This is a genomic window from Pseudomonas sp. xss_4, from assembly GCF_043104125.1.
Taxonomy (GTDB): Bacteria; Pseudomonadota; Gammaproteobacteria; order Pseudomonadales; family Pseudomonadaceae; genus Aquipseudomonas; species Aquipseudomonas parafulva_B.
On the sequence record NZ_JBICKJ010000091.1, the window covers coordinates 30,361 to 52,948 of the forward strand.

The 22,588-nt window shown below is 56.3% G+C and carries 16 protein-coding genes and 1 pseudogene; 8 read left to right on the forward strand and 9 right to left on the reverse strand.

The annotated features are described in order from the left end of the window. Positions 1 to 9 precede the first annotated feature (9 nt). The 8 genes and pseudogenes from rfbB to ACF8GB_RS20210 all read left to right on the forward strand — a co-directional run bounded on the left by rfbB (position 10) and on the right by ACF8GB_RS20210 (position 7,248). Entirely contained in the window at positions 10 to 1,116 is a 1,107-nt protein-coding gene (gene rfbB / locus ACF8GB_RS20175; protein ID WP_392527537.1) for a dTDP-glucose 4,6-dehydratase, read from the forward strand. Further along, positions 1,113 to 2,018, forward strand: a complete 906-nt coding sequence (rfbD, locus tag ACF8GB_RS20180; RefSeq protein ID WP_392527538.1) for a dTDP-4-dehydrorhamnose reductase — start codon at positions 1,113 to 1,115, stop codon at positions 2,016 to 2,018. Before rfbB ends, rfbD begins: the two co-directional genes overlap by 4 nt. Then, on the forward strand, positions 2,015 to 2,905 hold the full coding sequence (gene rfbA / locus ACF8GB_RS20185) for a glucose-1-phosphate thymidylyltransferase RfbA (protein ID WP_392527539.1): 891 nt from the start codon (positions 2,015 to 2,017) through the stop codon (positions 2,903 to 2,905). Before rfbD ends, rfbA begins: the two co-directional genes overlap by 4 nt. Continuing rightward, positions 2,905 to 3,453 carry a dTDP-4-dehydrorhamnose 3,5-epimerase gene (gene rfbC, locus ACF8GB_RS20190; RefSeq protein ID WP_167339957.1) on the forward strand — a complete coding sequence of 183 codons (549 nt, stop codon included), beginning with the start codon at positions 2,905 to 2,907 and terminating at the stop codon, positions 3,451 to 3,453. The genes rfbA and rfbC overlap by 1 nt, the downstream gene beginning before the upstream one ends. Before the next feature lie 304 nt (positions 3,454 to 3,757). After that, complete coding sequence (tnpB, locus tag ACF8GB_RS20195) at positions 3,758 to 4,117, forward strand: IS66 family insertion sequence element accessory protein TnpB (protein WP_392527540.1); 360 nt, start codon at positions 3,758 to 3,760, stop codon at positions 4,115 to 4,117. Between the two features lie 18 nt (positions 4,118 to 4,135). Next, a pseudogene (tnpC, locus tag ACF8GB_RS20200) lies at positions 4,136 to 5,687 on the forward strand (IS66 family transposase). Positions 5,688 to 5,719: 32 nt separating this feature from the next. Further along, positions 5,720 to 5,962: a DUF3077 domain-containing protein gene (locus ACF8GB_RS20205; protein WP_392527542.1), complete on the forward strand. Its 243-nt coding sequence runs from the start codon at positions 5,720 to 5,722 to the stop codon at positions 5,960 to 5,962. A 341-nt stretch (positions 5,963 to 6,303) separates the two neighbouring features. Then, positions 6,304 to 7,248 (forward strand): NAD-dependent epimerase/dehydratase family protein, encoded by a 945-nt coding sequence (locus ACF8GB_RS20210; protein WP_392475490.1) that lies wholly within the window; start codon positions 6,304 to 6,306, stop codon positions 7,246 to 7,248. Positions 7,249 to 7,290: 42 nt separating this feature from the next. Here the strand turns inward: ACF8GB_RS20210 and ACF8GB_RS20215 are convergent, their stop codons facing one another. The 9 genes from ACF8GB_RS20215 to ACF8GB_RS20255 form a co-directional block, all read right to left on the reverse strand. Continuing rightward, on the reverse strand, positions 7,291 to 8,910 hold the full coding sequence (locus ACF8GB_RS20215; RefSeq protein ID WP_392515649.1) for a glycosyltransferase family 4 protein: 1,620 nt from the start codon (positions 8,908 to 8,910) through the stop codon (positions 7,291 to 7,293). Next, entirely contained in the window at positions 8,907 to 11,792 is a 2,886-nt protein-coding gene (locus ACF8GB_RS20220) for a glycosyltransferase family 4 protein (RefSeq protein WP_392527543.1), read from the reverse strand. Before ACF8GB_RS20220 ends, ACF8GB_RS20215 begins: the two co-directional genes overlap by 4 nt. Positions 11,793 to 11,810: 18 nt before the next feature. Further along, complete coding sequence (locus ACF8GB_RS20225; protein WP_392527544.1) at positions 11,811 to 13,196, reverse strand: methyltransferase domain-containing protein; 1,386 nt, start codon at positions 13,194 to 13,196, stop codon at positions 11,811 to 11,813. A 179-nt stretch (positions 13,197 to 13,375) separates the two neighbouring features. Further along, positions 13,376 to 14,584 (reverse strand): ABC transporter ATP-binding protein, encoded by a 1,209-nt coding sequence (locus tag ACF8GB_RS20230; protein WP_392475494.1) that lies wholly within the window; start codon positions 14,582 to 14,584, stop codon positions 13,376 to 13,378. A gap of 1 nt (position 14,585) precedes the next feature. Beyond that, the gene (locus tag ACF8GB_RS20235) at positions 14,586 to 15,386 is read right to left on the reverse strand and encodes an ABC transporter permease (protein ID WP_144967191.1); all 801 of its coding nucleotides are present in this window, start codon (positions 15,384 to 15,386) and stop codon (positions 14,586 to 14,588) included. A gap of 108 nt (positions 15,387 to 15,494) precedes the next feature. Next, positions 15,495 to 16,691 carry a glycosyltransferase family 4 protein gene (locus ACF8GB_RS20240; protein ID WP_392475495.1) on the reverse strand — a complete coding sequence of 399 codons (1,197 nt, stop codon included), beginning with the start codon at positions 16,689 to 16,691 and terminating at the stop codon, positions 15,495 to 15,497. Between the two features lie 8 nt (positions 16,692 to 16,699). Further along, positions 16,700 to 18,061 carry a phosphomannomutase gene (locus tag ACF8GB_RS20245; RefSeq protein WP_392515651.1) on the reverse strand — a complete coding sequence of 454 codons (1,362 nt, stop codon included), beginning with the start codon at positions 18,059 to 18,061 and terminating at the stop codon, positions 16,700 to 16,702. Between the two features lie 123 nt (positions 18,062 to 18,184). Then, entirely contained in the window at positions 18,185 to 19,627 is a 1,443-nt protein-coding gene (locus ACF8GB_RS20250) for a mannose-1-phosphate guanylyltransferase/mannose-6-phosphate isomerase (RefSeq protein WP_058638473.1), read from the reverse strand. Positions 19,628 to 19,865: 238 nt separating this feature from the next. Continuing rightward, positions 19,866 to 22,430, reverse strand: coding sequence for an acyltransferase family protein (locus ACF8GB_RS20255; protein WP_392527545.1), 2,565 nt, complete (start codon positions 22,428 to 22,430; stop codon positions 19,866 to 19,868). Positions 22,431 to 22,588: the final 158 nt, after the last annotated feature.

Genomic DNA, 22,588 nt, shown 5'->3' on the forward strand with positions numbered 1-22,588 from the left:
GAAGATAAGATGACTAATATTGATGTGCCCGTTACTAGTAGGAAGCTGTTGGTCACTGGTGGAGCAGGCTTCATCGGTTCTGCAGTGATTCGGCATATTATAAGTAACAGCAAAGACTCAGTTGTCAATCTTGACAAACTTACGTACGCTGGAAATCTTGAATCTTTACAACCTGTTGCTGCGAATTCGCGATACGAATTCGAGCATGTCGACATTTGTAACCGTGTCGAGCTGGACCGGGTATTCCGCGATCATCAACCGGATGCAGTGATGCATTTAGCCGCCGAGTCTCACGTCGATCGATCAATTACCGGACCATCAGAATTCATTCACACTAATATAATCGGTACATACAACTTATTAGAAGCTTCTCGAGCGTACTGGTCTGAACTAGATGGCGCAAAAAAAGCGAACTTCCGCTTCCATCACATTTCTACCGATGAAGTTTACGGAGATCTAGAAGGGCCAGAGGATCTTTTCACTGAAACGACGCCTTATCAGCCTAGCTCTCCGTATTCAGCCAGCAAAGCGAGCTCAGACCATTTGGTCCGTGCGTGGGCTCGCACATTTGGCCTTCCCACTCTTGTTACTAACTGTTCTAACAATTATGGGCCTTACCATTTTCCGGAAAAACTCATTCCGCTAGTAATTCTGAACGCGCTCGAAGGCAAACCTCTGCCGATCTATGGTAAAGGTGATCAAATCCGCGACTGGCTATATGTGGAGGATCATGCTCGAGCTCTTTATCAGGTTGTCACAGAAGGTGAAGTCGGAGAGACTTATAATATCGGCGGCCACAACGAAAAACAAAACATTGAGGTAGTCCGAACTGTTTGCGCACTGCTCGATGAGTTGCGCCCAGAATCCGAGCACTGTCCTCATGCCGAACTCATCACTTATGTACACGACCGTCCGGGTCACGATCTTCGGTATGCAATTGATGCTACTAAAATCCAACGCGAATTAGGCTGGAAGCCGGAAGAAACATTCGAGTCTGGTATTCGGAAAACAGTAATGTGGTACCTTGAAAATCCTAGTTGGGTTGAGCACGTAAAAAGCGGCAGCTACCAGCAATGGATTGATAAAAACTACTCTGTCCGCACGAGCAAACCATGAAAATCCTTTTGTTAGGAAAAAACGGTCAGGTGGGCTGGGAACTTCAGAGAGCTCTTGGCATTTTGGGCGAAGTTACCGCTCTTGACCGACATTTGGCGAAAACGAATTATGGCGATCTGAAGGGCGATCTATCAGATTTGTCAAGTTTGCGCGAGGCTATCAGAAGCGTCGCGCCGCAGCTCATCGTCAACGCAGCCGCCTATACAGCCGTTGACATGGCCGAAAGTGAACGCGATCTGGCTTACACCGTCAATGCTCTTGCTAGCCAAGTAATCGCCGAAGAAGCCAAACGCCTAAATGCATGGTTGGTGCATTATTCTACTGATTATGTTTTCGACGGCTCCGGCAATACCCTATGGAAAGAAACCGACAGTGTTGCGCCCATCAATTATTATGGCGAGACTAAGCTCCAAGCCGAGCAGTTTATACGGGCGACGGGTTGCAACCATCTGATTTTCCGTACCAGTTGGGTGTATGCTGCACGGGGCAATAACTTCGCCAAAACCATGCTGCGGCTAGCTAAGGAGCGCTCCACTCTTAACGTCATCGCTGATCAGGTTGGTGTACCCACCGGTGCGGACCTGCTTGCCGATGTAGCAGTCGCTGCAGTACAGCAAGCTTGTCGTAAACCGGAGCTGGGTGGTATCTACCACCTAGCGCCGGCGGGCGAAACCACGTGGCATGCCTACGCCCGCTTTGTTATTGAATTTGCACGGAGTCAGGGCGAGTGCTTGGCTGTCGAATGTGTCAACCCGATCGCCACCACCGAGTATCCGACACCGGCACGCCGTCCGTTGAATTCACGCTTGGATACAGCCAAGATTCGCAACTCCTTCAAGCTGCATCTGCCTCACTGGCAGAGTGGTGTCGCTCGCATGCTCATGGAAGCTTTTAATAAATGAACACAACCAATCGCAAAGGAATCATTCTGGCTGGTGGTTCCGGGACGCGCCTCCACCCAGCAACGCTTTCTGTCTCCAAACAGCTATTGCCTGTTTACGATAAGCCTATGATCTACTACCCGCTAGGGACGTTGTTACTGGCTGGCATCCAAGACATACTGGTCATCTCCACTCCTCAGGACACACCGCGCTTCGAGCAGCTCCTCGGAGACGGTAGACAATGGGGCATCAACTTAAGCTACTCAGTGCAACCGAGCCCAGACGGTTTAGCACAGGCATTTACCATTGGTGCCGATTTCATAGGTAATAACCCTTCTGCACTGGTACTGGGCGACAACATTTTTTACGGTCATGACTTCCAGTCGCTGCTGCTCAACGCAAACACCCGCGATGCTGGCGCGTCCGTCTTCGCCTATCATGTGCACGATCCTGAGCGTTACGGTGTGGCCGAATTTGATGATACCGGTCGTGTGCTCTCACTAGAGGAAAAGCCGACCGCGCCGAAATCTAGTTACGCAGTAACCGGGCTCTACTTCTATGACAACCAGGTAGTGGACTTGGCGCGCAACCTCAAGCCTTCCGCGCGCGGTGAGTTAGAAATTACCGACCTCAACAACCTGTACCTGCAACAAGAACAGCTGCATGTGGAAATCATGGGCCGCGGCTACGCATGGCTGGATACGGGCACACACGACAGCTTGCTCGAAGCTAGCCAGTACATCGCGACCATGGAACGCCGCCAAGGCTTGAAGGTTGCTTGCCCTGAAGAGATCTGCTTCCGCGCTGGCTGGATCAACGCCGAGCAGCTAGAGCGCCTGGCTCAGCCTCTGCTCAAGAACGGTTACGGCCAATACCTACGTAATCTGCTTAACGAGAAGGTGTTCTGATGCACGCTACAGCTTTGGCTATTCCGGGAGTCTTCCTGTTTACCCCGAAGGTGTTCGGCGACGAGCGTGGCTTCTTCTATGAGAGCTTCAACGCTAACGTCTTCAAGGAAGTGACCGGACTACAGCCTGACTTCGTTCAGGATAACCATTCGAAATCGGCAAGAGGGGTGCTTCGGGGCTTGCATTACCAGCTCGCGCCTCATGCTCAAGGCAAGCTTGTACGCGTGGTCCAGGGTGAGGTCTTTGACGTAGCCGTTGATATCCGTCGCTCCTCCCCCACTTTCGGCAAATGGGTCGGTGCGGTGCTTTCTGCGGAAAACAAGAATCAGCTGTGGGTCCCGCCAGGGTTCGCTCACGGGTTTGTCACCCTGAGTGAAACCGCTGAGTTCCTGTACAAGACCACAGATTTCTACTCGCCTGCCAGTGAGCGTTGCATCGCGTGGGATGATCCGGAAATCGGTATCGAGTGGCCGATTGATTTCAGCCCGAGCTTGTCTGGTAAGGATCAACTCGGCATGGCGTTGGCTAACGCTGAAGTGTTCGAGTAATCCTGCAACGGGGCCAAGCCGCTTGAGGCTTGGCCTTGTCAGCAATTGCAGTCTAAGCAGTTCTGATTGCCTAGCACCTGGGCTACCCCTAGCAAGAAACGCTATAAGTGATTTCAGCCGCTTTAATCATCGAGGCCTCACCGGTTTTCTCGGTAAACGACTGAGTCTGCTTTTGAGCCCGCAGGCTTAGGTTTAGAAAGCAAAAAGATTAAAACCAAGGTAAGCGCTCCATGAACCCCACATTCAAAGCGCTTACCTGATCCCCGATGCTGTGCTCCCGATTTCTTTCTGGAGCCTGCCGACGATGATGCGCCCCGACGCCAAAGTCGAAAAAGTCTATCTCTACCCCAAGCCCGTCGACTTTCGAAAATCCATCGATGGCCTCGCAGCCTTGGTTGAACTGGATATCAAGGTGGCCGTGTTCGACCCGGTTCTTTTCGTGTTCTTCAACAAACCGCGCAATCGCGTGAAGATCCTCTATTGGGAGCGCAACGGTTTCTGTCTCTGGCTCAAGCGCCTGGAATCCGAACGCTTCAAAACCTCGCCCGACATTACTGACGAAGCCATTGTCCTGACTGTTCAGGAGCTGAACTGGCTACTCGACGGCTTCGACCTCTGGCGCAACCGTCCGCATCAGGTTTTGACCCCTCGTTTCGTTGCCTGAATCGGTATAATCCTCGGCATGAATTCCATGCCCGATGACCTTCCCGATGACCCTGTCCTGCTCAAGCAAATGCTCCTTGAGGCTTACGCAGCACGCACGCGTGAGCAGGAAGTCAAAGAAGCCTACGCCACCCACATCGTTGATCTGAAAGAACAGATCAAGTTGCTGCGTGATCGTCTTTTCGGCCGCAAGTCCGAGCAGGCCATCGACCCCAACACGCCGCAACTGGCGATGTTCAACGAGGCAGAGAGCGAGCCTCTGTTGACGGTGGAGACGCCGGATGAAGAACTCGTCACACCAGCGCCACGCCGGGGAAAACGCAAGCCACTCTCGGCTGATCTGCCGCGTATCGAAGTCATCCACGAACTGCCTGAACACGAACTGACCTGTGCATGCGGTTGCCGCAAGCATGAGATCGGTGAGGAAATCAGCGAGCAGCTGGATATCGTGCCGATGCAGATCCGCGTGCTCAAACATGTCCGTAAGGTCTACGGCTGCCGGGGATGTGAAGTTGCCCCGATCACGGCAGACAAACCGGCTCAACTGATCGAGAAGAGCATGGCCAGCCCGAGCGTTGGCGATGTTGCTGACCACCAAGTATGTCGATGGCTTGCCGCTGCACCGTTTTGAAAGTGTCCTGAGCCGGCACGGGATCGACATTCCACGTCAGACACTGGCGCGCTGGATCATCCAATGCAGCGAACATGTCCAGCCGCTGCTGAATTTGATGCGTGAGCGATTACTGGAAAGTCCGGTCATCCATTGCGATGAAACCCGTGTCCAGGTCCTGAAAGAACCGGATCGAGACCCGACCAGCCAATCCTGGATGTGGGTGCAAGTCAGCGGACCGCCTGACCGAAAAATCGTGCTGTTCGACTACAGCTCCAGTCGGGCGCAGGAAGTGCCGTTGCGCCTGCTGGAAAGTTATCGCGGGTATGTCATGACGGACGATTACGCCGGCTATAACGCGTTGGCGCTGCAGCCTGGCGTCGAACGGTTGGCGTGCATGGCGCATGCCCGGCGCAAATTCGTCGACGCTCAGAAAGTGCAGCCTAAAGGCAAAACCGGACGGGCCGATGTCGCACTGGCAATGATCAACAAGCTGTATGGCATCGAGTGCGAACTGAAAGACGCCAGTGACGAGCAGCGTTATGTAGCGCGACAGGCGCAAAGCCTGCTAGTCCTGACCCAGTTGAAAAGTTGGTTGGACAAGGCCCAATCCCAAGTGACGCCGCAAAGCGTGCTGGGCAAGGCCGTGAATTATCTGGCGAATAACTGGAGCCGGTTGGTGCGTTACGTCGAGGCTGGTTATCTACCAATCGACAACAATCTGGCTGAGCGCTCGCTCAAGCCGTTTGTCATCGGTCGCAAGGCCTGGCTGTTCAGCGACACGCCCAAGGGCGCCACGGCCAGTGCCCAGATCTACAGCTTGGTCGAGACTGCAAAGATCAACGGCCAAGAGCCTTATACGTGGCTACGCCACGTACTGGAGCGACTGCCCCACGCGCAGTCTGTAGCAGACTATGAAGCGCTACTGCCGTGGAACTGCTCGCCGGAGATGCCACGATAACTGCGACTTCCTATTCTCGGTAGGTGGGGTTCATGGATCGCTTACAAACCAAGTTCTATCAAGGCAAACAGCAAACCGAGCCATTGTTCTGCATCGACCCCGGCATACCGTGCGAGCACGCCCGCACTCAGGCCTCTGAGCTGATGGGTTACTCACAGGAGCTGACCATCAGTGGTTTGATGGATGAAAATCCCAAGCTGCTGTGGGCGGCCTATTATTTAAACGCGCTAGCCAAAACCTTGACGGATGACGCAGAAGCCGGCATGGCAGACTGAGCAAAACACCCGTGATCGCAGATCGTGTGCACTTGCAGCGGTTGAATGTTGACGTGTACGGCTAAGCCATAGCGGTCTGCGATCCATGCCTGGGCCATGCGCAGACCAGGCCTCTATTCAGTGGCAGGTCTGAGGCCAATTTTACGCTGCGTGCCCTCGTCAATATGATGTTCGACTTTTACCAGTGAGCATGCTAAACCGCCAATTTCAATGAACAAGCACACCGTTGACTATCTTCCCGCCAGACGCACCGTATGATTCTGCGATTTCCCACTTCTGCACCTGTGCGTATCATGCATCGCCTCTGTCACGCTTTTTGATCATTCATCTCGGAACTCGACATGTCTACAATTCCTAAGCCCACGGCGCCCATACTGGTAACGGGTGGCGCCGGCTTCATTGGCTCTCACTTGACTGATACCTTGCTCGCCAAAGGCTATGCAGTGCGAGTGCTTGATGACCTTTCGACGGGCAAACGCAGTAATCTTCAGCTGTCTCACCCTAACCTTGAGCTGTTGGAAGGTGACGTGGCAGACCCCAGTCTGGTTCACCAGGCCATGCAGGGCTGTGGGGCTGTAGTTCATCTGGCGGCAGTCGCCTCCGTGCAAGCCTCCGTCGAAGACCCTGTGCGCACACACCAAAGCAACTTTGTAGGCACGCTTAACGTATGCGAGGCCATGCGTTTGGCTGGTGTAAAACGCGTAGTGTTCGCTTCCAGCGCCGCTGTCTATGGCAACAACGGCGCCGGCGCGGCAATCAGCGAATGCACAGCCAAAGCACCGCTGACGCCGTATGCGTCAGATAAATTGGCCAGTGAATACTATTTTGACTTCTATCGCCGCGAGCACGGCTTGTTGCCGATTGTGTTCCGCTTCTTCAACATCTATGGCCCGCGTCAAGACCCATCGTCACCCTATTCAGGTGTCATCAGCATTTTTGCCGAGCGCGCCCAGAAAGGGCTGCCGATTACAGTGTTCGGGGATGGTGAGCAAACCCGGGACTTTTTCTTTGTCAGCGACTTGGTGCAGCTGCTTGTGCAGGGCTTGGAAACGTCGGCTGTGGTCGATGAGGCCATTAATGTGGGCTTGAACCAGGCTACGTCGTTAAACCATATCCTGGATTCGCTGAACAGGGTGCTGGATGGCTTGCCCGACATCTCCTACCAGCCGCCCCGAGCTGGCGACATACGCCATTCGCGAGCAGACAATCAGCGCTTGATCGAGCTTTTTGACGTCTGCCAAGTAACCCCACTTGACGTAGGGTTGGCGCAACTGCTGGGTCGCTGAAGGCTTGAGCTGAACAGGCTGGCAAGCCTGTTCAGCTTAGGGCTAAGCCTGGATGATGACGTTGTCAGCGGCTGGTTTGGCTGCATAGTCCAGCAGGTATTCCAACCCAAGGGCCACCTGCGCCCCACCGCGCACCAACAAAGCCGACTCGGTGTTACGCGCAACCAACAGATGCCGCTCATCGACCACCACCTGTTTACCTAAAGCGCGATAAGCCTCGATCAGTTTCATCGCAGCATCTGGGTCTTGCTCGGTGGGACCTGCAATCCAGAGTACATCCGCTTGCTCAGGGCTAATCCAGTTGGCTGGGATGCAGCATGGCTGGCTGACGGGTTGCGGCCGGTTGGCAGGCACTGGGCACAGCGCCTGGAGCACGGTGTCGAACGTGCTGGCGGACGGGGCGCCGTGGCAGGCGATCAGTTGTGGCGTATCGGAACGCTTGGCACCAGGGCCCTGCAGTAACGCCTCGATACGGTCGATCTGCAAGTCGAAGGCGAAGGCCTGAATGCGTTTACGCCCGGCTTCTCCATGCGCGACCAGCATTTCGGGGTGGTCGATGTAGCGGCGCAAGCAATCTGCCAAAGCCTGTGCATCGCCATGCTCGAACAGTTGCCCGGATACCCCCTCGTCCACCAGCTCGGGTATGCCACCGATACGCGAGCCTACCACTGCCAACCCGCAAGCCATGGCTTCGGTAATGGTCACTGGCTGGTTTTCAGGGCACACCGAAGGCAGTACGAATACATGTGCCTGGGCAAACCGCTCGGCAATTCGACTGTTAGGCAGACGCCCCCAGAATTTGGCTGATACACCGGGCGCCCTGGCACTTAACTGTGCCTTGTATGCCTCAAGCATGTGCCCATCACCAACCATATCGACGTGTACGCGCTCTGCCGGCAGCAGTGCCAGCGCTTCGAGCAGAGTGGGTACGCCTTTGTGGCCACCCATGTACCCAGTAAAAAGCACGTTAAGCTTCTTGCCTGGGGCGGGTGGTGAAGTCGTGCTGAAGCGTTCGAGTTCAATGCCATTGGCAATCACGTTCATGCGCTCAGCAGGCAGGCCATTGGCAATGTAGGTGTCAGCAAGGTAGCGGCTTGGCGAAATGAAATGATCGACTGCATCCAACTGCCAGCGCAGGTAGTCCTGACGCATACGCTGCGGCAGGCGCAACGCACCGTTGTAGATGTGCGAATGGCATTTGTGGCATTGGGTGCTGTCGTGGCAAAGCACGTCCTGTGTGGTGATCCGGGTGCTGTTCATGCAGAAGCCCCAGTGATCGTGCAGGGTCAATGCAATGCGGATGCCGCGTGCCCGGGCCAACTGCAGGATACCCAACGACAGGCCAGCCATGTGGTGCGCATGAATTACATCAGGCTGCCATTTGTCCACGAGCTGTCGGAAAATGCGCTCCACTCCAGGGTGTGCGACGTTGTTACCGGTCGGCGCGAAGTCAAGGTAGGTCAACGACACGCGTGTCACCGGCATGCCATCGAACACTTCCTCTTCGATTGGATAGCCTGGCAACCCGCGACTGTTGTCCCCCGCCAGCACCCTCACCTCATGCCCACGCGCGCACAGCGCTCTGGCTTGATGGTGGGCAATAATTTCAGCCCCTCCGATAACATGCGGCGGGAAAAAATTGGAGATGACGAGGACCTTCATTGCTCAGGCCCTTGTACCGACAGCGGGTACTGGTAGGCGTTAAAGTCCGGCAGATGAAGAGCAGGTTCCGAAGGCAGGCCAATTTTTTGCACCTGCTCGCTTGTGACTGCACCTGCTAGCAACAGAAGGCCTGTGGTTTGTCCGGATAGCAAAGGGGCCAAGCTTTGAATAGATACGTCGCAATTCGCGTGCTCTGCCGATAAGACGACCAGGTCGACAGCGACCTCGTTGTCCTGCAGTTCACTGCTCAACAACGGAAGGACGACGTTTACAGGAGCATCGATTCGACTTACTGCGCCATTGCGAACGATATCGCCTGTGGACGCATCATCCACCACTTGCCACGTACGCAGAGCCTGATCCCCGATCAGCTCGGCTACCCATGGGGCATGCTCACCCAGCAGCAGCGCACATTGTGGTTGCTGGTGGCGCAACAGACAGGCCAGGGCCAGTTGACCTGGATCATCCACCAGCTGCAGTTCGGGATTGATCAGCAGATGTTGCCACTGACGCGGCAAAGGCTTGGCGAGCGAACGCGACGAATGGCCGGCCAGTTGGCGCAACAGCGCCCGTGCGTAGCTGCGCCAGGTAAGAATCGGCCTGCTGACGGCTTCGCTGGCAAGCTGCAGGTAGGCCTGCGGTTCATTGGCAAGTGCGTAAATTTGCGCAGCCAGGGCATCGGGGTCTTTCATGTCCACCGTGCGGCAACCACCTTCGGCTGCCAGTTCGGCCATTACACCGCCGTTATGGCAGATGCAGGGACGGGCATGCCACAGCGACTCGACGATAGGCATGCCATAGCCTTCAACGAGCGAGGCATACACACTGACATGAGCTTTGGCGTAATAGTCATTGAGCGTGGCATCATCGACTACACCATGCCAGACGATACGCGGGTCCATTGCGCTGGCTGCCCGAACACTGTCAACGATGTAGTCGGCGCCAGCATAACGATTACCGATCAGGTCCAGTTGCCAGTCCAGTTGAGGGTAGTCGCGGGCCAGACGTGAGACTGCCTCAAGAAGCACTTTATGGTTCTTGCGGGGTTCGAGAGTCGATACGCAGAGAATACGCAGAGCTTCACCGGAGCGCGGAGCATCAGCCGGCGTTGTAGCGCGGGCCGATGCGGTCAACTCCCCGGGAATCCAGCAAGTCTTGACGCGAGCATGCGGCGTGATTTCTTCGCGGGCCCAGAAAGCTTGCAGTTGCTTGCCTGCATCCGGCGAGATCGGTAGCACTCGATCTACCTCTGCCAGACCACGCATGTAGGCTGCATGATTGTCACGGATGACAGTATCGGCAACCCATTCAGGGTGTGTAACCGGGATCGCGTCGTAGAAAATCGCGGCAACGTTCAACCCAAGTTGTCGTGCAGCAGCACGGCGCGCCGGCCCCTGTCGTTCAAAGACAATCTCGCTTTGCAGCAACCAGCCACCGCTTAGTGCTCGCGCGCCCAGACTGGAAAGGGTTTGCCGGCGGCTCTGCGTGGACCGTGGCAAAACGTAATGCGCCGGGTGAGGTTGAGGCCCGCCGTACAACGCCAGGTTCTGGTACTCGCCTTCGGTGGGCAGTACATAATCGCGCAGCGTTTCATCCCACGTAACGAATAGCGGTTCGCCTAGATCCTGCAGTTTGCGGGTAAGGCTTCGCACAACTCGGGCGACCCCAGTATTGGCGGTGTCGCGCAGGCATGCGCTGGTATCGATGATCAGCTTGGGCGCCGGAAGCTCTCTTACTGGCTTCAAGGTTGCAAGGAGGTCGGCATAAGCCTTGATGGTGCGCTTCCAGGTAAAGGTCTGCTGGAAGGTATCGAGATTGGCCTGCCACTGAGCATCTGCCAATAATTCACCCGCAAGCACACGCAGTGCCTTGTCGCTCATTTCCTGCTCATCGGTGCAAAGCTGATTTCGATCAGCCACGACTTCGGGATGGGCACCGATATTCAGCACGAGTACTGGCTTGCGTAATTGCTGCATTTCCGCAAGCGGGAGATTGAAGCCTTCCCATCGGGATACACTCAGGCCCAACTGCGCGCTGGCCATCAACGCGTTGAGTTCGCTATCGCTTGGGTGGCCTAGAGGGACTATGTGGCCCGCTAAATCCGCTGGCAAATTCAATTCGTCGGCAGTGGCCAGGACGCAGATGCGCGCATTGGGGTGCTCGACGATAATCCGCCGGGCTATAGGATAGAGCCCTTCGCTGTTTTTGTAGTTGCCCGTTTCCCATCGGCCCAAGTTAATGATCGTGGGCCCGTCGGCCACACGCTCTGCCGCTGAATCACCGTGCAACTGATGACCATGCTGCCAAAGCCCTTGGTCGACGCCGCCATTCAGGTGGTCAGCACCGAGGTGAATCATGGCAATTTCTACATCAGGCCCGGCATCGGGCAAACTCTGGCTGCGGGCTATGAAATGGCTGATAGGCGTGACGACCTGAGCTTCAGGAAGGTATTCGCGACGCTGGGCACGCAAACGCTCCTGAACATGTCGCGCTGGCCCTTGCATGTCTTCGTAGGGAACACCGCCGCAGTCAAGTGCTACGGTTGGAACGCCCCATTGCCGGAACACCGCGATGGACGAATAGAACGGCCAGCCGCCGATCAGCGCTACTGTACCCGACGGCTCTGTACCTACGGGTACAAACAGCTTTCGGTGGTCTTGCAGCCATTGGGATGTGATGAAATCGAGTTCGGTATAGGCGCCCAGGTGCTCCGGCGGCGTATGAACACGGTCGGTGATGCGGCGCAATACATCGTGATTAGCACGGTGTGCGATGAATGTTATGTCCCATCCCGCTGCCTTGAGGCCTTGTGCCAACAACAGCAATACTCGATCAACGCCAAACCGAAAAAGCAGGCGCTCATTGCAGATAATCAAATGCATGGAATCAACTCAACCTGTTCAGGGCGCATAACCAATGGCAGCGTAGTCTTGCGGGCCGAAAAGCAAGCGGTTCAAGGGGACGTTGATCGCCTCATCGGTACCTTGCAGTAAAAGCGACGGGTCCCCCGGATGCCTTGGATCGATCTCGACGCGCTCAAAACCTCGTGCTTTAAGCAGGAAGGCGACCAATGCCGGTGGCAACGGATTGCGGTGCGTGGGGTCGACGTAGAAGTTGCAGGCGCCGGTGATCAGGTTTTCAGGGTTGGGTGTCTCAAAAATCACCACGCCGCCTGGGCATACCACACGACGCGCTTCATCGATCAGCCGTACCAACACGCCCAAAGGTAGGTGTTCAATGATATGGAAGGCAGTCAAGCCCCCGAGGCTATTGGCAGGGAGAGCGGCTAGATACTGCAGCGCATCACCCATGTGAACTTCAAGCCCCGCCTGCTTGCAACTCTCGATCATGGCAGTGTTGGAGTCGACGCCAATAGCTCGAATGCCCTCCTCCTTGAGAAGTTGCAACCACTCGCCACGACCGCAACCCAAGTCCAGTACTGGCAGCGAAGGTTGTTCCGGGTCGAATTGGAAGTAATCGAGATTGCGCTTCAGGCGTTCGCGCACCAGATCGGGCGACCCGCGGAAACTTGCTTCAAACTCCAGGTAGAGATCGGCCGGCATGCCGATGTCCTCTACAGGTGCCTGGACGGTTCCTACCGCTCGCTCAACAGCGGGACGCGCCGCCTGAAGCCCCGCAATGGTCAGCGCCTGCTCACGGAGCACGTGCTCCAAGCGGCGCATGCGTTCAATCAGGTACTGCTCGTTCTGCTGAATGGCCAGGCCATGGGTATACAGGCTCTGGTTCGTCTGGTTCTGAACCTGTACGCCAATGTTGCGCAGGCGTGCCTGACCGTCAGCAATATGCCACTCCAATGCGCTCAGCCGTTGGGGCAACTCGCCCAAGACAGCAAGCTGCTGCCGCAAGCGCAGTACACCTGGTATCCGTACGGCAACAGCATGTGCCAGGGTGAGCGACACATTTTTGAGGGTGGCGCCGCCTGGCCGCTGCCGTGCGCGGGTGAGGAAGTTCATGATCCGCGGATGGCTGAGCAAGCGACCGACCACCGGCAACTGCCTCAGACGGCGATATAGACTAGGCGGTGGTGTTTGAGCAGGTGGTGCATCGTCGGGTACAGAAGCAGCCACCGCTTCGGCTGGCGCGGGTGCTTCATGCCTGGGCGGGAGGAAGCCTTCCAGGTCAAGCAGTTCGAACGTATGCACCAGATCGTTGGGCACGTCACTGGGGCGCTGTGCGGCCTCGGCGCTGGCGGTTACCCGCTCGTACTCCCTAAGGGTCACCTCAGCTTCAATGGTCTTTTGCAGTTTTTTGAGATCGATAGTCATTATTTGGGTTCAAAACTGGTTGAGTGGCCAGCGTATGGCACTTGATGAGTACGCTACGGGAACACCATGGGTGGTCATTCTACGCAGGTCGTCTTGCCAGCGTCGAGCAAGCCCCCATAGGCCAATAACAGCTGAAAACCGTCGCTGATTTAAAAACGCGCTGCACGGTATGCTGCACCCTAGTCGAGCTTGAATTCTGCTTGGAGGGCGCAGACGCCCGCAAAGTGCTTGTAGCTGCTGTTTCCAATGACGTTGAACACAACCGCCTTGTCCCACCAGTCAAAGTTGTCCTCAATGTGGTCGGCACCGCCATGCAGCGCCAAGGTCAAGCTATAGCTGCCCGGCCCTACATTGAAGGCAGGAATTGTGACGGTCACGGTCTGCTCTATGCCAGCCTCGACACCCAGGTCTCGCAGCTCTCCCCGTAGCCAGGTATTGGTACCGAAGATGTCATAGCCTGTACGGTCTTTGAACATGAAACCCAAGGACAGATCGTAGATGGGCTCGTTTGCCCGGATCTTGAGGGTCAATGTCAGAGGCGCGCCTACATCCAGCATGGTTGCAGCACGGCCATCACTGCTGAGCGTTAGCTCCTCAATTCGTGCCTTCCCGTTACCTGAGCGCCCCGCATAAGGTGCATTGACCGCCTGCGCCTGCAAGGAGCCTTCTTCCTTGCGCGCGATGAGTGCATTGTAATAGTCGAGCACTTCATCAGGGCGTCCGTCCATGAGCATCTTGTGGTCACCCAACAAGATGGCGCGATCGCACAAGCTTTTGATAGCACCCGGATCATGGGACACGAAAAGCAACGTTGTTCCCTGTTCTCTGAACTCACGAATACGCGCGAACGATTTGTGCTGGAAGTACGCATCGCCAACCGCCAGTGCCTCGTCAACGATCAGCACCTCTGGGCGAACTGCCGTTGCCACGCTGAACGCAAGACGCACGAACATCCCTGAAGAATAGGTGCGCACGGGCATGTCAAAGTAGTGCCCAATTTCAGCGAACGCTTCGATCTCTGGCATCAGTGCGACAATTTCTGCGCGCTCGAGCCCCTGCATACGCCCGGCTAGTGCCACGTTCTGACGGCCAGTGAACTCTGGGTGAAAACCCATGCCCAGCTCCAACAGCGCCGCGATGCGTCCGGTGGTTGAGATCGAACCCTCAGTGGGCATGGCGGTGCCGGTGATCATCTTGAGCAGCGTACTTTTGCCAGCACCGTTAACGCCGATAATGCCTACTGACTCGCCTTGACCTACATTGAAGCTGACGTTCCGGATGATCCAGTTCTGGTCACGCTTACAAAAGCCCAACCACGTACCAAGCGCGTGCCAGCGGCCTTTGAGTTTCGGGTAGGCCTTGCCTACATTGCTTACTTGAATTGTCATATCAGATCTGATCCAGGAGGTCGTTGTAGCTGCGCTGATACAAGACAACAGCAAGGACAAGGACGATGACGGCGAAGACGAACGGGTAGCCCAGCTGGGCCAAGCCTACAGGTTCGCCCAGCAACGCTTTCTGAGCGGTGAGCACCGTCGGAAACACCGGGTTCCACGAGAGCACAGACTGGGTATGTTCCGACAGGATACTCAAGGGATACACGATTGGCGTTGCCCAGAACAACGCCTGAAAAAAGACGTCACTCAGTTGGCCGATATCCCGGAAGAATACGTTCAGGGTCGCCAGTAAAGCCCCTACGGCAATCCCCAGCAAAACGGTAGTCGCCAGCACGGCAAGCAACACCCAGGCGGTGGACATGATCGGGAAGCCAGAAAACAGCATGAACAAGACGACCAGAACCAACAGTATGAAGCTGTTGAGGGCTGCCGTGGCAATCACGGGAATGAAGAGAATGAACTTGGGGAAGCTGGACTTCTTGATCAAGTTTGCATGTTCGAGGAACACGCCCTTGCCTCGCTGAACCAGCTCCAGCAGCAAGTTCCACGTAATCAGGCCGGCGCAGAGATAAATACTGTAGGCGTATTGATGTTCAATCCCAGGCATACGGGCTTGCATCAAACGCGAAAAAATCACGGTATAGATGAAGACCATGAATATCGGCGGGACGACCAACCATAACGCGCCGAATGTGGAGCCTGCGTAACGACTCTTGATTTCACGCAGCGTGATCGCGAATATTAACCCTCGGTAGCGCAGAACGTCTCTCACCAAAAACAGCGGCGTTTTCATATTACTTGGCTCACAGTAGTCATAAGGTTTCCTGTCAATAAGGCTCCAAAAGCCCGTGGGTAATGCCCTACCCAATAGAAAAAAAACAATGTGGTCTTTGCTTGTCGGTCAAGATCCAACCGCACGGTAGACCTCCAACGTCTCCGAGGCGCAGCGCCTCCAGGAAAAATCGGCAGCTCGGCGCAGGCCGCTCTCAGCCAAGGTGGCGCGGTCAATGGGGTTGCTCAAGAGATGGTTCAGCTTTTCACTCATCTGCTCAATAGCACCCGCCTGCACCAGCAGAGCACTTCCTGCGGTGAACTCTGCCATTGAGGTGCCTGTAGTACATATCACCGGCACCCCACTTTGCATCGCTTCCAAGACTGGCAAGCCAAAGCCTTCATACACTGAGGGATAGGCAAAGACTGCCGTACCTGCATAGAGCGCTGGCAAATCTGAGCTAGGTACAAACGACAGCTGGCGCACACCATGGCTTGCCTCAAGCGCTTTGATACGATTGCCAAGCGCCTGATTGTGCCACCCAGGTGCACCAGCAAGTACCAGTGGGTACTCGGCACGAATGGCAATGGGCAGCCCACACCAGGCCTCTACCAGCGTATCTACACCCTTGCGTGGCTCGAGTGTTCCCACAAACAGTACATAGCGGCCGTGGTGCAGACCATAACGCTGCAAGGTCGCCTGGGTGAGATCTGCTGTTCTCGGCCGGTAAGCCTCGGATGCTCCCAGATACACCGTTCGGATCTTGTTACCTTGTATGCCGAAGTCACCCATCAGCTCGTCTCGAATCACATTTGAGTCGGTAATCAGGTAATCGGCGCGCTTGAGCGTCTCAGGTAATTTAGAGGTCAGCCACTCCACCCGTTTACGCGGATGGAACTGCGGGTAATGCAGGAAGGAAAGATCGTGGATAGTCGCTACGCAAGGACCTGCGTGGGGCTTGAGGATGAAGTTCGGCTCATGATAAAGGTAGTTCCGGCGCTCGCCCGCACGCACGTAGCGGCGAGCATTAAGCAGCATCTCTCTGGCCCTAGACGTGAACGTCCACCGCTTCAGAATGCTCCGCACCTGGGCTTCGAGTAGTTTAGGGACACTTTGCCCGGGGGCGCCCACCGAGGGCGTTGCGTAGCGCTCACTGTCAGCAGCACAACGCATCAACGCATGCTCAGCGGTGGAGAAATTTGCACCTTGGAAGCACTCGGCATCCACCCCTTCCATCGTCAGGAACTGCTCCAGAAGATTAAAGGTGTAGTTGCCGATTCCTGTCAGTGGCGGGACTAGGGATTCTGTATTGAGCAGCAGCTTCATCTGGCTATTCAGCCCCTGATCAAACGCGCAATCTCATTGACGCGATGCTCGATCAATGGATGGTCACCCCGGCTTTCCACGTTCAGGCGCAGCAGGGGCTCGGTGTTGGAGCCGCGCAGGCTGAAACGCCAGTCGGCGAAGGCCACGCTGATGCCGTCGGTGCGGTCGACGCTGGGGTTTTGCGGCAGGTAGTGGTTCAGGATCTTGTCGATGGTGCCTTTCACATCGGCCACTTCGTAGTTGATCTCGCCGCTGCACGGGAACTTGGCGATACGCTCGTCCACCAGCTGGGCCAGGGTCTTGCCGGTCACGCTCATCAGCTCGGCCACCAGCAGCCACGGGATGTTGCCGCTGTCGCAGTAGGCAAAGTCGCGGAAGTAGTGGTGGGCGCTCATTTCGCCGCCGTATACGGCGTCTTCGGCGCGCATGCGCTCCTTGATGAAGGCATGGCCGGTCTTGCTCTGGATGGCCACGCCACCGGCTGCTTCTACCTGTTCGATGGTGTTCCAGGTCAGGCGCGGGTCGTGGATGATCTTGCTGCCAGGGTGCTTGGCCAGCAGCATCTCGGCCAGCAGGCCGACCACGTAGTAGCCCTCGATGAAGCGGCCCTGGTTGTCGAAGAAGAAGCAGCGGTCGAAGTCGCCGTCGAAGGCAATGCCCATGTCGGCACCGGTGTCGAGCACGGCCTGACGGGTCAGGTCGCGGTTTTCTGGCAGCAGCGGGTTGGGGATGCCGTTGGGGAAGTTGCCGTCCGGCTCGCCGTTGATCAGGGTGATGTCCAGGGGCAGGCGTGCCTTGAGCAGCTCGATCACCGGGCCTACAGCGCCGTTACCGGGGTCGGCCAGCACCTTGAGCGGCTTGAGGGTGTCGAGGTTGACGTAGGTGAGCAGGTGGTCGATATAGGCGGTCTTGTCCAACACCTCGCGCACCTGGCCCGGCTGAGCGGCAGGCTCACTCAGGCTGCCGGCTTCGACGCGCTGGCGGATGTCGTTCAGGCCCGTGTCGCCGCTGATCGGGCGCGACTGCTCGCGCACCAGCTTCATGCCGTTGTAACCCTTGGGGTTATGGCTGGCGGTGATCATCACGCCGCCGTCGGCCTGGTGGTGGCTGGTGGCAAAGTACACTTCTTCAGTACCGCACAGGCCGATGTCGATCACGTCGGCGCCGCCTTCGGTCAGGCCTTTGATCAGCGCCAGCGACAAACCGGGGCTTTCCAGGCGCATGTCACGACCAACGACGAAGACCTTGCCGTTCAATTCCAGCACTAGCGCTCGACCGATGCGGTAGGCAATATCGTCGTTCAGTTGAGAAGGAACCTGGCCTCGAATGTCATAGGCCTTGAAGCATTGGGTCTGGATGGGATCGAACATTGTCTTCCAACTCAAGTGCCGAGGCCACCCTTGGGTGGCCACCGGTGAAGAATGAAACGCGAGCCGTCCCCGCGCCGTTGCGAGCCCGTATGGCAACAAAGATCGGCGCAGGTTCAGTGACAGCTAGTTAGTGCAGCGGCCGTAATTGTCTTCGAAGCGGACAATATCGTCTTCGCCCAGGTAGTCACCGCTCTGGACTTCGATCAGCACCAGATCGATGACACCAGGGTTTTTCAGGCGGTGCTTATGGCCAGCACGGATGAACGTGGATTCATTGGTGTTGAGCATCAGCTCTTGGTTGTCGTTGACCACGACGGCCATGCCACTGACCACGATCCAGTGCTCACTGCGGTGGTGATGCATTTGCAATGACAGGGATGCCCCTGGCTTGACGACGATACGCTTGATCTTGAAACGCTCACCGTTTTCCAACGTGGTGTAGGTGCCCCACGGACGGTGTACCGTCTGGTGCAGGAGATGAGCCGTATGGGATTGTGCCTTGAGCTGCCCGACGATGTGCTTGACGTCCTGGGCGTGATCCTTGTGAGCGACCAGCACCGCATCGGGTGTATCGATGACCAGCAGATCCTTTACACCAACCAATGCCGTCAGACGACCTTCGCTGTTGACGTAGTTATTGCTAGCGCCATGAGCGAGGACTTCGCCTTCGAAACGGTTGCCGTCCTGGTCGACCGAGGTCAGTTCGCTGACCGCATTCCAGGAGCCGATGTCGTTCCAGCCGATGTCGCACGGTACTGTCGCCACCTTGCTGGAGCGCTCCATCAGCGCATAGTCGATGGAGATGTCCGGGGCCTTGGCAAACTGCTCAGTGTCCAGCGTGAGCCAACTGTCGGCACCGCTGGTGGCCAGGCGCGAGGCTGCCAGTGTTTGCTGAGCCACTTCCAGCACCTCTGGCGCGTGCTGGTGCAGCTCGGCCAGTACGGTACCAACCCGGAAGCAGAACATGCCCGAGTTCCAGAAATAGTTACCGGCGGCGATATAGCCTTCGGCCGTTTTCAGGTCGGGTTTTTCGACGAAGCGGGCGACGGTGAGGCCGCCGGACTCACCACAGCTGTGGGAGGCCTCGATGTAGCCAAACCCTGTTTCAGGGTATTGAGGCTGAATACCGAACGTCACCAGCCAGCCCTCGGCGGCCAGCTGTTGTGCGGTGGCAACCGCGCGGGCAAATGCCTGCTCGTCCTGGATCAGATGGTCTGCGGCCAGCACCAGCATCTGCGCGTCGTCACCTTGGGCCTTCTGCAGCTGCAGCGCAGCCATGGCAACAGCGGCTGCCGTGTTACGGCCGAAAGGCTCCAGAATGTAGCTTTGCGCATGGCCGCTCTGGTTGACCGTGCGGTATTCGTCTTCAGTCTTGAACAACAGTTCACGGTTGGTGACCGTCATCACTTGGGAAACTCCTGGCAGCCGCGAGGCGCGCAGGAAGGTTTTTTGAATGAGGTTCTGACCACCAGGCAGCGTCATGAATGGCTTGGGGTGCGCTTCTCGCGACACGGGCCATAGCCGGCTGCCGACGCCACCTGAAAGAATTACTGGGACCAGGTCCATATATCTAATCCTTAACTGCCACGGTCATGGCATCTGACAATTTACTGAAAAAGCTTGATTCATCACGACGATAACCACGCTTAATGTTTTGCATGCTCTGCTATTAACGGAGCGCATCAGCCAGCACTAGTCCATATGCCGAAAGAATATCAGGAAACCCCCTACCAGTCTTGCCTGCTGCGGCCCTGCGCGCAGCGTGCCGCCTAGCAGGCTGCCAATCGGCATCCACAGTGCGCTGTCAGAGTCGCTCACTTGATGGCGCCCGCTGCAGAGTTGCGTTTGATGACTGCGATGCTGAGTGCTCCTCTGCCGGCTGCAACCTGACGTTTGAAATACCAAGGCCCAAAAGGCGCTCGTCAGCGCTGGCCCCTAGCGCGCTAGGACTGGTCGGAGCCGATGGCATAATTTCAATGGTGTTCCCCTTGACTCCCTCGAAGGTGATCTTGCGGATGCTTTGAGTGTCGCTGAACACGGCTTGACGCGTGACGCCACCCGCTACTACCGTGACCGGCACACCTACATTCGGACCGTAGGCCAAGGCGCTGATTTGGAGAACAAAAGCCGGCGGCAACGGGTGCTCGAAGACAAGACTGGCAGGTCCTAAGCGGGCGTCGGTCCAGCGTCCCCAGTTTTCAGTGAGGGAGAAGCCGGTAATCTTTTTTAGAAAGTCCGGGATGCCACCCTTGTTCAAATCGATGCCCTGCTCCAGCGTTGCTGGATATCTACCTAGCCGCGGCTCGAGGAACTCGGTAAAGCTTGGCAGCAGCACCATGTTGCCATGCCCACTCAAATGGTCACCGTCAAAAAACAGCGGCTTGTTGCCGTCCATGGCGTTGCAGACCTCATCTGAACACAGAACGGGAAGCGGGTCCCATACCTCGACATTGGACAAACGCGAAGCGATGTTGGCGTAGCTCGTTAATACGGGCGCCCTCAATGCCTCGAGCATGCTACGCGGCATTTCGAAGCCGGGCGCGCAGATTGGATTGTCCTGGTCGAACCAGTCGGCACACCTGAATAGGGGCGCCTTGTACAAAGGTTTTGGCGCCTCGAATACAACCCGTACTCCCCGGTCTGTGAACTCCTTAAGCACAGACACAGCATAGTCTTCAGTTCGTTTGCGATCTGCATCCGCTTGCGTGCCAAACGTTTTATTTCTTACCGTCGCATCACCTATATACGCCCACTGATCCACGAAGCGCCACATTCTAAGGGAGGGCAGAAATAAGATATCGCCACCTTTTATACGCATCCGAAGATCAGCCAGCGCGGCGTCGGTGTTACGTCTGCAGACGCTGTTGTCCATATCGCGTTCAGGCTGGAAGCTAATGAAAGGACAACCCCCGTTGTTGTAAGCATTGATCTGCGTTGCATGCCGAATGGCGTATTGCTTGAACATACTCGCGTAGGCAAGCGCATGTGAGTCGCCGATTACATAAAGGCTTGCGTCATTGCGCGGACGGTCGTCCCTGCACCCTACAGGGTTATAGCTGAACATCCAGCCGCCGCCCACAAGGTGCCAATCCGGTTCTGCAACGCAACCTGGGTAGTTAGGATCGAGCGAATAGCCGTCTGGGTACCAGAAGTCCGGATGCTTTGTCACTTGACTCAACGAAAGCTGCGGTACGGCATTGTTGATGCCGCTGGCCAGCCAACAGGACAGCCCCACGACAGCCAGCCCACCCACAACGACGCCCGTTGGAGGCAATTTACGCAGCACTTTGGAGCGGCGAAAAGGGGTTTCCACAAAGCGGTATGACAGCCATGCTAATGCCACAGCTACTACAACAGCGCTCACCCACTGGGCTGGTGCATCAAGGCCATAGGTCCAGCGGAACAACACGAATACTGGCCAATGCCAGAGGTAAAGGGAATAGGAGATGCGCCCTATCATTACCAATGGTGCACTACCAATGAGGCGGTGTATTGCATGAATCTCTGGGTGATTATGCAGGGTATAGATCAAGCCAAGCGTCCCTAGCACCGCTAATAGCGCACCCGGCATGGGAAAGTGCTCAGGCCGAGAGACCCAAAACGCGACCAGTAGCGCGGACAGAGACAGCCCAGCTAATCCTGTTCGCCACCATTGAGCGGGCGTGTGGGTTGTGTGATCACAAGGGTTCCGGCTGATGTACTGGTACAGCAGCACACCGCTTGCCAGTTCCCAGAAACGGCCAGGGCTCAAGAAAAATGCCTGCGTCGGGCTGACTTGAGTTTGCCAGGCGGAAAAGCCTATGGACGCCGCCAGCCCGATACCGAACAGCACGACAGAACGCCAACGCGTGTGAGCCCCGCCCATCCATGCCAAGTACAAGACTGGAAACACTAAGTAAAACTGTTCCTCCACAGCCAATGACCAGGTATGGGTGTAGGGGTTGAACTCGGCGGTAGGTGCGAAATAGTCGCGACCGGTGCCGGCTAAGATGAAATTACTTATGCCTAGAAAAGCATAGAGTCCAGTTTGTTGGTTGACATTGCTCAGCCAAGAAGATGGAATGAACAACGCGGACACATACGCTGTGAGCAAGAGACACACAATCAGTGCAGGGAAGATCCGCTTGATGCGACGGGCATAGAAAAACGCAAAAAACTGTAAAATCGAGCCACTTCGGTAATTCGCGATGGAAGCGCTTACAATGAAGCCCGAAATGACGAAAAAGACGTCAACGCCGACGAAACCGCCGGGAAGCCATGCGGCATGCAGGTGATAGATCACTACCGACAAAACGGCAAATGCACGTAAGCCGTCTATATAGGGGTAGTAGGAACCATGAGCGCTTTGCCCCGGCACTTTCTGGATCATGTTGTGTCCTAAACTGCTGAATCGTCTGTGAGGAGAGAAATTGGCGTCTTGTTCTCATACGGCCGGGCTGGTCCCAAGCGGTGCTTAAAATAGCACGGGGGCTGGTTTTTTGGACGGCAACGGCCCATGGATGAGCCCCGCACGATGCACCGGCTAAG